Raw genomic sequence first — 13,006 nt, 5'->3', positions numbered from 1 at the left:
AAAAATCATACAAAAGCGCAACTTGCAGTGTGGCTACTCTTCTGAAAATATTTGGAAAAAAATTTCAAACCAGCCGCCTTCGCCGCGACGAGCAAAGCCGATATCTTTTTTTTTGAAATTTTTTTCTTGGCAACCTAAGAGTATAAGAACCCTCGGTTCAACCGTTTTTCGGGGCATTTTCCACAGGTCTGTGTACGCGGGAGAGGACGAAGCAGGGCGGGAGGGCGCTGATTCGTTCGCCTGATTCGCGAAAGCAAGAGCTTACAGAGAGGCGGGATTGGCTGTCCGCAAGCCGAGAGTGCAGGACTTACAGACCGTCCCAAAAACCGAGCGCAGCCCGAAACGCCGAGCGGTGTCCCAATCCGGCTGCAAGGTCCTCTCCGACTATGATATCGGGCCGAAACAGTGCCGAGACCCCAGTGTTATGGTGTCGGCGATGATATTTGATACGATTGGCGGTCATGAGTGCGGTGAGGAAAGGACTGCTGTGGTAGTCGCCGCCGATATGGATTGCCAGAGCTTCAGGAACATACAAGACCTCAAGGCCGGCCGTTCGAACGCGGCGAAGGTAGTCAACCTCTTCGCTGTACAGGAAGAAGCTTTCAACCCAATCACCGACCGCTTCACGGGCTGTGGCGGAAACCAGCAGTATGGCGCCGGTCGCCCATTCGATCTGGCCCCTCGTCCCTGTATAGAGCAGCGCTATCGACAATTTCGCCAAGCCCCAGTCGCGCTGCCAGCCTGCCGCCCAGCAACACCTCGGACCACGCGGTCGCTACAGACGGTTCGCGGCGTATGGATTTCGAGACGACGCCGTCCTCTCCCTGGGCCGCGGTGCTGCTACGCCGACAGAAAGATTGCACAGGCCCGCGTTAAGGCTGCTGATGCAGCCGCTGCGGGCGGATGTCCGGGTTGAGTACAAGCAGATCGGCAGACGGATCGATGGTCGCGGTCGCCGCATTGATGGCAGCGGCGTAGCCGGCGTTGCCGCCCGTTCGAATGACTCTGGCGCCGATCGGGTGAGCAAGTGCGAGATCGACGGATTGATCGTGCGAGTCGTTGTCGACGATAATCACTTCATATTGCTCGGTGCCTTCAAGTCCCGCCGGCAGGGTATCGAGCAAACCGGGCAAAACGGAAGCGCTGTTGTAGGTGACCACTACGATCGCAACTCTTCGCGCAGTTAAGAGAGTGGCAGCGACGCCGTTGTGGTTTTGGGGTTCTCTCTGTCTTGTTTAAGCGTCCATTTTGCGCTCTCGCATCGCGCGGCAACCCGGGCATGGGACTTCGGCAATCCTTGAAGAAAAAGTGCCCGGGCCGAAAGACGGTCGAGAGAGGTAGCTTACGCCCCGTTCGCATCTACCACTAATCCGGAATGCTAGACGACGACCAATCCAGGTAATCCGATCGGTGTATCGCAATACCATTGGCGGCATGCCGATATCGATCTCGTAAGTCTTTGAGTGCGCTGGAATATCTGCAGGGATTTTCTAGCATGTCGTCTTCGCGCCTTGAAGCGACGCGCTCGCTTCAACCTTTGGTAACGGCCGTTTCCGTTTAAACGCAAGGTGTGAGGAGTTTTCATGCCAATTGATTTTCAGCATTCATTGTCTGCGAGAACACAAAACGCTCCATCGGAAAACAGTAGTCGCAACAGACGTACTCCCGAACAAAGCCGCATCGACACGCTCGACCGGCTGGAAGCCATTGAATTGACGTCGCGTGAGGGGCAGGCCCAGGTCATTCACTTGCTGGGCGTCGCGTTGCGAGGCTTACCGCGCATGCATAAGGACGGAGTATTCGGCCATACGCTGCGCGCAGTCAAAATAGGTCCGCACTGGTTGGAACGGCTCGAAGGCGACAGTCTTCGCTATGCGTCGATCGCTGCCCTCGGCCTATCCTACGCCGACGAGGCGATCCAGCAGCAAATACTGAACGGCAGCACGGCGTGCGAACTGGCGCATGCATGCGCTGCGCGCGCCGAGACATCTTCCGACACGGGCGCGGTGGCGTTGGCCGCCTGGGCTGCCGCGGAAGCAGGGTGGTTTCATGCTACGGCACTCTTTCGCAAGCTTCATCTGTTGCTTGCCTCGGATGCTCCCATCGCGACGGTGCACTGTGCGTGGACACTGACGGCCGCCCTGGCGGCTGAACAATTCGGTCCTACCCAGGATGTGGTCTCGTTGGCGACTAACCGGCTGATGTCGGGACTGTCGCCAACCGGTCTGTTTCCGCACATGCTCCCGGCATCTGCAAGCGGGCGCCTGCGTGCGCATATCGGCTGTTTTGCCGATCAGGTTTACACCATACAGGCCCTTTCTCGCCTTCATGTTGCGCGCGGAAATGCTCCCGCCCTGTCGGCCGCCGAAGCATGCGCAGAAAGGATTTGCGCCTTGCAGGGTCCCACCGGGCAATGGTGGTGGCACTATGATACCCGCGACGGAAACGTGGTCGAAGGCTATCCGGTCTACAGCGTCCACCAGCACGCGATGGCCCCGATGGCCTTGCTCGATCTCAGCGAAGCTGGAGGCTCCGACCATTCCCAGGCGATCGTCAAGGGCCTGCGCTGGCTCGATGAACATCCCGAGGTCGCGGCAACACTCGTCGTTCCCGAAAAAGGAGTGATCTGGCGCAAGGTGGCACGCCGCGAACCCCGCAAGGCGGTGCGGGCAATTTCAGCGATCACAACGGCACTGGCGCCCGGCCTGCATCTTCCAGCCCTTGATGCGCTTTTCCCCCCCAATCAAGTGGACTTTGAATGCCGCCCTTATGAATTGGGCTGGCTGCTTTACGCGTGGCTCTCGGGCGGGGTGGTCACCAGGCTGGCTCCCGGCTCGGTGAAGGACATGCCCGCACCCTTTGAGGAGATTTGAGATGCCTGGACAACGTCAGCTTCTGTTCGGCATGTACATGGATGCCATGCGCATGGATGACGTCATCGAGCGCTGCCATACGGCGCTCATCACACGGCGGCCAATCCTTCTCGGAGTTCTCAATGCCGCCAAGGTCGTGGAGTTGCGCAAAAACGCGCTGCTGCGTCAATCGTTGATGGAATGCGACCTTCTGCTGGCGGATGGCCAGTCCATCGTCTGGGCGAGCAAGTTGCTCGGTCGACCCTTGCCTGAGCGTGTGGCAGGAATCGACATCTTCAGCCGGCTTCTCCTCCTTGCGCATCAGGAAGGGCGCTCCGTCGCGTTTCTGGGGGCAAAGCCGGAGATCCTCGCGGAGATGCAGCGCGTTGTTGCCCGGCGGTTTCCCGGTCTGAAAATCGCTTATAGCCATCACGGATATTATGAAGCCGCTAAAGCGGAGCAGATTGCTGCCGGCATCAGGGAGTCCGGGGCCGATATGCTCTTCCTTGGAATGACGTCACCCAAGAAGGAGATATTTCTGGCCGCCTATGGCGCCTCGCTCAACGTTCCGGTGTTGCACGGCGTCGGCGGTTCCTTCGACATCATGGCGGGTCTGACCAGACGCGCGCCGATTGCGTGGCAGAAATGCGGAATGGAATGGGCGTACAGGCTGCTGCAGGAACCCCGGCGGCTCTGGTGGCGCTATCTGAAAACCAACACCAGCTTCGCCCAGCTCACCGCCCGTGAGATGTTCCATCCCGATGGCCCCTACAGGGCTGGCGCAGACCGTAATGTCGAACCTGGCAGTCCGATGCTCCCGGATGCCCAACTTCGGAGCGTTGCCGATGACTGACGTGTTCAAGGGCCGATTGGCCATACTGGGAATGGGATATATCGGCTTGCCAACCGCCGTCGCCATCGCGACGCGCGGCATCGACGTTATTGGGGTCGATATCAATCCGGCGACTGTCGCGGCCTTGAGGCGCGGCGAAGTGCCTTTCGTTGAGCCGGACCTTGCAGTGGGGGTCAGCGGTGCTGTTGCCATGGGCCGGCTGACCGCGACAACCGAAACACCCGAAGCGGACGCTTTCATCATCGCGGTGCCCACCCCTTTCAACGAGGATCGAACGGCCGATTTGTCCTATGTAAAGGCGGCGGCCGAGCAGATCGCTCCAATGTTGAGGTCCGGAAACATCGTGGTTCTGGAGTCCACCTCCCCTCCCGGGACGACGCAGAAGGTGGGAGATTGGATCGGTGCCCTGCGGCCTGATCTCAAAATGCCACGTGACGGCGAGACCGGCGCAGACATATTCGTCGCCCATTGCCCGGAGCGCGTTCTTCCCGGCCGCATCATGATCGAGATCATCACCAACGACCGTGTCGTCGGCGGCCTGACGCCGAGATGCGCCGAAAAGGCGGCGTCCATCTATCGCCTGTTCGCTCAGGGCGAAATCCTGTTGACCGATGCAGCAAGCGCCGAAATGGCCAAGCTGGTTGAAAACGCCTATCGCGATGTCAACCTTGCGTTCGCCAATGAAATTTCCCTGATCAGCGAATCTCTTCATATCGACGTGTGGGAAGTGATCCGCCTGGCCAACAGGCATCCGCGGGTGAATATTCTGAGCCCCGGTCCCGGCGTCGGCGGGCACTGCATTCCGGTAGATCCCTGGTTTATCGTTTCCGCAGCGCCGCAGCTCTCGCGCTTGATCCGCACAGCACGCGAGGTCAACGATCATCGGCCGCACCATGTTGCCGCGCAGGTCGTCGAGAAGGCGAAAAGGTTCCGCTCGCCGACAGTTGCGTGCCTGGGCCTGACCTTCAAGGCAAACGTCGACGATGTCCGGGAAAGCCCGGCAATAGAAGTTGTCGGGCTTATCGCTAAAGCTCTGCCGGAGGTGGATATCTTCGTGTCGGATCCATATGTCAGCGTCATGCCCAGGCTGCTGTCGGAGTATGGCAATCTCCATCTTGAGGGCGCTTACCAGGCGGTCGAGCGTGCAGACATTGTCGTCCTTCTCGTTGAACACGAACCGTTCAAGGCCATGAGGCATACACGTCTTGGAGGCAAAGTTATCTACGACACACGTGGCGTTTGGCACTGACGAGTGCTACGAACTTCCAATCCGGTGATAACTGAGAGGAAGGGGCGTCGGACGATGGCGGATTTCGACATCGTGGTTATCGGCGGCGGCATTGTCGGATTGTCGACGGCCATGCAGTTGTCTCGGCGCTTTCCGGGCATTGCCATCGCCGTCCTCGAAAAAGAGCCGGTTCTTGCCGGCCACCAGACGGGACGCAACAGCGGGGTCATCCACGCCGGGGTCTACTACGAACCCGGCAGCCTGAAAGCCCAGTTCTGCAGGCAAGGAAGCGCCGCAACGATGCGCTTCTGCAAGGAGTATGACATACCCTTCGAACAGCGCGGCAAGCTGCTCGTCGCCACCGACGCGGACGAACTGCCGCGCATGGAAAAGCTCTACGAGCGTGCGCTCGCCAATGGACTTGAGGTTCGCCGCGTCAGCAAGGAGGAACTCACCGAGCGCGAGCCGCATGTCACCGGCCGTGGGGCGCTCTTCGTTCCCGCATCCGGGATCGTTGACTACGGCAAGATCACCCGCCGCATGGGCACGATCCTCACCGACGCCGGCGGTACGATCATGACCAGTGCCGAAGTTCGCGGCATCAGCGAACAACATAACGGCGTCGACATTCTTCTGAACGCCGGCATCCTGCTTCGCGCCCGACATGTTGTTGCCTGTGCCGGCATCAATGCCGATCGTTTGGCGCGATTGTGCGGCCTTGCAGCCGACCTTGCCATCATCCCTTTTCGTGGCGAATACTTCCGCCTCGGTGCCAACAGGAACCGGATCGTTGAGCACCTTATCTATCCAATTCCGGACCCATCACTCCCGTTTCTCGGCGTGCATCTGACGCCGATGATCGGCGGGTTCGTGACGGTCGGCCCGAATGCGGTGCTTGCCTTTGCCCGCAACGGCTATCACTTCGGCGACGTCAATTCCACGGACCTCTGGGAGATGGTAGGGTTCCGCGGTTTCCGCCGGATGATCATTGACAACATGCGCTCCGGGCTGACGGAGATCGCCAATTCGCTCAGCCGTCGGCGCTATCTTGCCTTGTGCCAGCGTTACTGCCCGGAATTGAACCTGAGCGACCTGCATTCGCATCCCGCCGGTATCCGCGCCCAGGCGGTCAATCGCGACGGCCGTCTGCTGCATGATTTTTTGATCGAACGGACGGCACGCACTGTCCATGTGCTCAACGCGCCATCACCCGCGGCGACGTCGGCATTACCGATCGGCAGGCACATCTCCGACATCGCCAGCGCCCATTTCAATTATTCATAATCCCTGGAACTAGAGCTGCGGGAAGTGGAGCCCTACGCAGGGCCGGTACCTCATCCACCAAAGTGATAGCTGGATCGATGCATGTTTTAGGCTACGCTTATTCTCCACCATCATCCATCTGGAACCGCAGCGCGGAAAGCCGGATTTGCGCAATGGAGGAGCCAGCCATTAACGCCATCCAGGACGAATACCTGAATTCCGCACTCGCTGAGGACCACCATGCGTTTGGGTATCAGGGCGATCTCAGTGATCGAAAGCCGAGCCTCCGTAGTTCACGTTGGCGGGCAATCGCTGCTTTCCTCGCGGTTGCCGCGGTTGGTTGTGCTGGCCTCATCTGGTTGAGCGCCTGAACATCAACGAAAAAGCGCCTTTCTTCAATCAATTGAAGAAAGGCGTCAGGAGTACGGCTCGATTTCATCCTCGACGGGGATGAGTTTCGATCATATCGCGTTCACCAGCATTGGATATCTCCACAAACTGAGTAAGGGCTTCATTTCTTTAGGCAAGGGAACAGGCGCGGGCGTTTGCGAAGACCCACTCTCGTCAGTGTTTATAATGATCCATCGCTTGCAGCCGGGCCGCGTAAACCTCGCATGCAGATAAGTCTTGTTGTTAGATTGACCTGCCTAATCACATCGGTGGATACGGTCGCTGCGCGGCATACCACCGATTGGTGTCGTTCGCCGACGCGAGAAAATTGGCAAGATGGTTGGCTTGAAACCTTAGTCATTCAATCCAAAACGGCGATCGGGGGTGCCGCATGTTGAGCATCCAAATCAAGAGCGACAAGTATCTGAGTGTATCCGGAGGGGTGAGCAGCGTCTTCAACCCCCTGGCTGCGTGGAGCGCGGTTTCATCGAATGTGATCGCTGCACCGTCCAACGAGGCCGCGGCCGTCGTATATCGCCCGTCGACAGATTTGTCGACAAGCAGCGTCACTGCGCCCTCGCCGGCCTCAGTGCTCGGCGACACGAAGATACTCTCCCCAGGCGACGCACAATCGTCCGTACTTGACTTGGGTTCGTCGGAAACTCTCGACGCGGCCGATGGACGCAAGGCCTCTATCACCCTTCCGGCGAGCATACTCTCTACACCAGGCGTGACCTTACCATCAACTCCCAGCAGTAACCCCATCAGTGCGCAGTCGGAGGCCGTATTGCCGGTCTTTGCAGCACCCCCGGTTGTCGCCGAAGCCTTCTCGGTGGCGGCAGCCCCGCTTGACTCAGGCTCGTCGGGAAGCCTCGACCCGGCCGGCGCAAAACTCGACACGGGCAGTGGGAATAGTGACTCCGTCACCCCGCCGGTTGTTGCCGAGACCTTCGCTGTGACCGCGGCCGCCCCGGCGACGGATGTGGCCGCGGCTGCGGCAACGCCCAATAAGATTGCTCTCGAAAACATGAAGCAGGGCAATCCGCGAAGCGAATGGGGCATCGACGGTGATGGCAACAGCAACATCCAGGGCTTCGCTACGGAAATCAGCACCAACGTGGGACAGACGGTCAATTTCAAGATCGCCACCAACTCGAGGAATTACCGCATCGACATCTACCGTCTCGGCTACTACGGCGGCGACGGCGCCCGCAAGGTCGCCACAATCAACAGGTCGCTCGCCACCGCACAGAATCAGCCTAATCCGATCGTCGACGCGTCGCTCGGCCTGATCGATTGCGGCAACTGGTCGGTCTCGGCAAGCTGGACAATTCCGCAGGACGCGGTTTCGGGGGTCTATTTCGCAAAGCTGGTCCGCCAGGACGGCACCGCGGGTGAGAGCATCATCCCCTTCATCGTTCGCGAGGACGGCTCCACCAGCGATATAGTGTTCCAGACGTCCGATACAACCTGGCAGGCCTACAATGCCTGGGGCGGAGCCAGCCTCTATTCTGCCCAGACCGCGAGCGGCCGCGCTTCGGCGGTCAGCTACAATCGCCCGTTCATCACCAATACCAGCACGTTTGGCGGCACGCACGATTTCATCTTTGGCGTCGAGCATTCGGCGATCCAGTGGCTGGAACAGAACGGTTACGACGTTTCCTACATCTCCGGCGTGGATGCGACACGAAGCGGCAGCCTGCTGCTCAATCACCGGGCCTTCCTTTCGGTCGGGCATGACGAATACTGGTCGGCCGAGCAGCGCAACAATGTCGAAGCGGCGCGTGACGCGGGCGTCAACCTCGCCTTCTGGAGCGGCAACGAATGTTACTGGAAGGTCCGCTGGCAAAATAGCATCGACGGCAACGGCACGCCCTACCGCACCCTGGTCTGCTACAAGGAAACCTGGGGCAACAGCACCGATCCGAGCAATATCGGAACAGGCACCTGGCGCGACCCGCGCTTTGCAGATCCCGGGCAGGAGCCGGAGAACTCGCTGACGGGCACCATGTTTACCGTCGACAGCTACCGCCAGGATGTAATTTCGATCCCGTACGACTATTCCAACCTCCGGTTCTGGCGCAACACGGATGTCGCAAACATTCTACCGGGTCAAAGTTTCAGCCTTGTGAGAAACCTTCTCGGCTACGAGTGGGATTCCGACGTCGAAAACGGCTTCCGGCCCGCAGGGATGGTCGATCTTTCGCTGTCGACCGTGTCGGTCGATACTTATCTGCGCGACTATGGAACCACCCTCGGCACGGCCGATGTGACGCACAGCCTGACCATGTACCGGGCGGAGAGCGGCGCGCTCGTTTTTGGCGCCGGCACGGTCTTCTGGTCCTGGGGTTTGAACGCGCAGCACGAAGGGCCGGCAACCCCGACCGACCGCAACGTGCAGCAGTCGATGATCAATATGTTCGCCGACATGGGCATTCAACCCACCACGATCGATGCGAGCCTGGTCCTCGCAACGCAGTCGCCCGACCAGACAAAGCCGGTCTCGACGATTTCCTCGCCGAATATCGGTGCGAGCTTCGTCGAGGGGCAGCGTGTCACCGTCACGGGGACAGCGCAGGACTTCGGCGGCGGTATCATCGCGGGCGTCGAGGTATCGACCGATGGTGGTGCGCACTGGTTCAAGGCGAGTGGCAGGGAGAACTGGAGCTACAACTGGGTCGTCCAGGCGAGCGGAACCTACACGATCAGCTCCCGTGCCGTCGATGACAGCGTCAACCTTGAAACTCCGGCGGCAGGCAGGCAGGTAACGGTTTCGTTGCCCTCGACCCGCAGCCTTTGGACGCTTGCATCAAAGCCGTCCGTCGAAACGACGCTCGATCGGGATGGCGTGGAATTGGGCGTCCGTTTCCAGGCGAGCACTGCCGGCGCGGTGCAAGGCATCCGCTTCTATAAAGGCTTCTACAATACCGGCGAACACACGGTGAGCCTGTGGAGGGATAACGGAACGCTTCTTGCGACGGGTGTGTCGACGGGAGAGCCTATCTCCGGGTGGCAGACGGTGACCTTCTCCAGCCCGATCCAGATCACGGCGGGAGCGACCTACGTTGCCTCCTACCACACCAAAGGCTACTATTCGTCCAGCGGGGGATATTTCAATTCCGCCTACGCCAACGGCCCCCTGAGTGTCGCTCAGAACGGCGGCGTCTATGCCTATGGCGCTACCAGGACATTCCCGGGCAACATTTACAACGGCGAAAACTACTGGGTGGATGTGGTGTTTGCGCCGTCGACGGTGAATAGCGCGCCGGTCGCCAACAACGACAACGGCTATACCACCAACCGCGACACGCCGTTGACGATCGCCTCTTCCGCCGTGCTTGCCAATGACACGGATCCTGACGGCGATGCGCTGACGGTCACGGGCGCCAGCGGCGCGGTCAATGGAACGGTGAATTTCAACAGTCAGACCAACAGTTTCACCTTCACGCCAACGACGGGCTACACCGGCGCGGCGCGCTTTACCTACGCCGTGTCGGATGGACGAGGCGGAACAGCATCGGCCACCGTCAATCTAACGGTCACTACGCCGTCGACCGCAACGAGCCTGTTCAGCCTGTCCGATACTCCAAGCGTTATCTCTTCGAACGACTTGAAGCCCGTGGAACTGGGGATGAAGTTCTTCGCGTCCGCCGGTGGCGCGATCACGGGGCTGCGCTATTACAAGAGTGCGCAGGATACCGGGACCCATACGGGCTCCCTGTGGAGCAGCACGGGCACGCGGCTCGCGACGGCGACCTTCACCAACGAAACGGCGAGCGGCTGGCAAACAGTGACTTTCGCTCAGCCGATCACCCTTTCGGTAGGCACAACCTATGTGGCGAGCTATCATTCCAACGGCAGATATGCGGTAACGTCAAATTACTTCACCAGCAGCCGTACCAACGGCCCGCTCACCGCACCATCCAGCGGGACAAGCGGCGGCAACGGCGTTTACACCTACGGAGCAAACAGCCTGTTCCCGGCGGCGAGCCACAAGGCGTCGAACTACTGGGTCGACGTGCTGTTCGAGCGGTCCATCACCCAGAACGTCGCCCCGGACGCCGTCAACGATTCAGGCTATTCGGCAACCACCAATACACCACTTTCCATCCCGGCATCGGCCCTGCTCGCCAATGATACAGATCCCAACGGCGATCCGATTTCGATCACGGGCGCCAGTAACGCGGTCAATGGTTCGGTTTCCTTCAACAGCCAGTCGAACACGGTCACGTTCACTCCGACCACCGGCTACAGCGGCCCCGCGAGCTTCTCCTATTCCATCTCTGACGGAAGGGGCGGCACGGATACGGCTCAAGTGTCTCTGACCGTCGGCGCGCAAGGAGCCACACAGAACGTCTTTGCAGCCGGTACCACACCGGCGGTCGTCTCGGTAAACGACAACAACCAGGTCAATCTCGGCATGAAGTTCCAGGCGGACGTGGCAGGCTGGATTACCGGATTCCGTTTCTACAAGGGCTCGACGAACACCGGCACGCATACTGGTTATCTCTGGACCACGACGGGCGCGCTGCTCGCAAGTGCAACCTTTACGAACGAGAGTGCCAGCGGCTGGCAGTCGGCCAATCTGTCCCAACAGGTGGCGATCCAGGCAAACACGACCTACGTCGTCTCCTACAGCACCAACGGCAACTATTCGGCGACGAGCAATTTCTTCAGTTCGGGCGTGAACAACGGCAACCTTCATGCCTTGTCGTCGGCGCAGAGTGGCGGCAACGGCGTCTATGCCTATGGGGCGGCCGGCCTGTTCCCGGACAGCACCTACAACAGCTCGAACTACTATGTGGATGTGGCCTTCAGGCCTCAACTGGCGGCTTAGGGGGCAGGAATGGGGAATCGGATGGAAGGTGATAACCGGCTCCCTGTAACGGTGCTGTCAGGCTTTCTTGGCGCGGGCAAGACGACGATCCTCAACCACGTTCTGCGTAATCGCGAAGGACTGCGCGTCGCCGTACTCGTCAACGACATGAGCGAGATCAATATCGATGCGGATCTCGTTCGCGATGGCGGAGCCGATCTGTCGCGAACAAACGAGACACTGGTCGAACTTACCAACGGTTGCATATGCTGCACGCTCCGCGACGACCTGCTGAGCGAAGTCCGCCGGCTCGCGACGGAGGCACGCTTCGACTACCTCCTCATCGAAGCAACAGGCATTGCTGAACCCTTGCCGATTGCAGCGACATTCTCATTCAGGGATGAAATGGGCGCGGCGCTCTGCGATATCGCCAGACTCGACGCGATGGTTTCTGTCGTCGATGCAGCAAATCTGCTTTCCGACTATTCCAGCACGGATTTTCTGAGCGACCGCGGCGAGACACGGGACAAGGACGATGCGCGCACCCTGGTCGATCTTCTTGTCGAGCAAATCGAATTTGCCGACGTCGTGGTGATCAACAAGATCGCGGAGGTGACGACCGAAACGCGAACCACCGTGCGCCGGATCGTTGCCGCGCTCAATCCTGATGCACGCGTCGTCGAAACGGACTTCGGCAACCTGCCGCTCTCCACCATCCTTGACACCGGCCTTTTCAGCGAGGCGAAATCGGCAAGGCATCCGCTCTGGCACAAAGAACTGTTCGGCTGGGGCGACCATGTTCCCGAAACGGACGAATACGGCATTACGAGTTTCGTCTATCGGGCGCGCCGACCCTTCGATCCCGCCAGGTTCCAGAATTTTCTTGCGAAGCAATGGCCGGGCCTCATCCGCGCGAAAGGTCATTTCTGGCTGGCGACGCGCCCTGAATGGATCGGTCTTCTTTCAATTGCCGGCGTGCAACGCCGCACGGAGTCGAAAGGCCTATGGTGGGTAACGGTGCCGCGGGCGCACTGGCCCCGCCACCCCGAGTTCCGCGCACTGCTTGACCGGCATTGGAGTGTCGTCTGGGGCGACCGCAGGCAGGAACTGGTCTTCATTGGCGCGGGCCTGGCCAAAGACGCCATCTGCGCGGCACTCGACGACTGTCTGATCGGAGACGAGAGAGGCCTTGATCCGCAGCTTGCGTGTCATCTGTACGATCCGTTCCCGCTATGGCAGCACGCGAATGCTGCGTAACTGATCTCGAACAACAACCCAAGGAGAAGACAATGACCAACGAACTCTATGCCGACGGCATTGGCGAAATCACAGTGACCGGGACGATTGTGCGGATCGACCTGATGTCGCTCTCCGCCACAGAGCGGGACGCGAGCAACAATCCGAAACCAGTGTTTCGCCAGCGGATCATCATGCCGGTCGACGCGTTCGCGAATGCCGTGGACCTGATGCAAAAGGCCCTTGCCGGTCTGGTCGAAGCAGGCGCGGTTCGCAGGATCGGTGACATTCAGCAACTGCCGGCTACCGACGCACAACAGTCTCCGTCGTCCGCAAACGTCTCGCCGAATTTCAATTGAGCGGAAACG

9 protein-coding genes are annotated in these 13,006 nt (G+C 59.7%); 7 read left to right on the top strand and 2 right to left on the bottom strand.

Annotated elements, in window-relative coordinates; genetic code table 11:
• Positions 1-307: 307 nt before the first annotated feature.
• Together WI754_RS29020 and WI754_RS29015 are read right to left on the bottom strand one after the other, a co-directional pair.
• Entirely contained in the window at positions 308-721 is a 414-nt protein-coding gene (locus tag WI754_RS29020) for a hypothetical protein (RefSeq protein ID WP_341486483.1), read from the bottom strand.
• A gap of 151 nt (positions 722-872) precedes the next feature.
• A complete protein-coding gene (locus WI754_RS29015; RefSeq protein WP_341486482.1) occupies positions 873-1,160 on the bottom strand; it encodes a glycosyltransferase in 288 nt (95 codons plus the stop codon).
• Positions 1,161-1,583: 423 nt separating this feature from the next.
• On the opposite strand from WI754_RS29015, the gene WI754_RS29010 reads away from it, so the two are divergent.
• The 7 genes from WI754_RS29010 to WI754_RS28980 all read left to right on the top strand — a co-directional run bounded on the left by WI754_RS29010 (position 1,584) and on the right by WI754_RS28980 (position 12,997).
• Complete coding sequence (locus WI754_RS29010) at positions 1,584-2,873, top strand: hypothetical protein (protein WP_341486481.1); 1,290 nt, start codon at positions 1,584-1,586, stop codon at positions 2,871-2,873.
• 1 nt (position 2,874) lies between these two features.
• Positions 2,875-3,705 carry a WecB/TagA/CpsF family glycosyltransferase gene (locus tag WI754_RS29005; RefSeq protein ID WP_341486480.1) on the top strand — a complete coding sequence of 277 codons (831 nt, stop codon included), beginning with the start codon at positions 2,875-2,877 and terminating at the stop codon, positions 3,703-3,705.
• Positions 3,698-4,954: a UDP-N-acetyl-D-mannosamine dehydrogenase gene (gene wecC / locus WI754_RS29000; protein ID WP_341486479.1), complete on the top strand. Its 1,257-nt coding sequence runs from the start codon at positions 3,698-3,700 to the stop codon at positions 4,952-4,954. The genes WI754_RS29005 and wecC overlap by 8 nt, the downstream gene beginning before the upstream one ends.
• A gap of 54 nt (positions 4,955-5,008) precedes the next feature.
• Positions 5,009-6,217, top strand: a complete 1,209-nt coding sequence (gene lhgO / locus WI754_RS28995) for an L-2-hydroxyglutarate oxidase (protein ID WP_341486478.1) — start codon at positions 5,009-5,011, stop codon at positions 6,215-6,217.
• 760 nt (positions 6,218-6,977) lie between these two features.
• A complete protein-coding gene (locus WI754_RS28990) occupies positions 6,978-11,423 on the top strand; it encodes a DUF4082 domain-containing protein (RefSeq protein WP_341486477.1) in 4,446 nt (1,481 codons plus the stop codon).
• Positions 11,424-11,444: 21 nt separating this feature from the next.
• Positions 11,445-12,659, top strand: coding sequence for a GTP-binding protein (locus WI754_RS28985; RefSeq protein ID WP_341486476.1), 1,215 nt, complete (start codon positions 11,445-11,447; stop codon positions 12,657-12,659).
• Between the two features lie 32 nt (positions 12,660-12,691).
• Positions 12,692-12,997, top strand: coding sequence for a hypothetical protein (locus WI754_RS28980; protein WP_341486475.1), 306 nt, complete (start codon positions 12,692-12,694; stop codon positions 12,995-12,997).
• Positions 12,998-13,006: the final 9 nt, after the last annotated feature.

Origin of the sequence: Pararhizobium sp. A13, from assembly GCF_040126305.1 — a bacterium.
Taxonomy (GTDB): Bacteria; Pseudomonadota; Alphaproteobacteria; order Rhizobiales; family Rhizobiaceae; genus Pararhizobium.
Note: the sequence above shows the minus strand (reverse complement) of the source record. Positions and strands in the feature narration are given on the sequence as shown.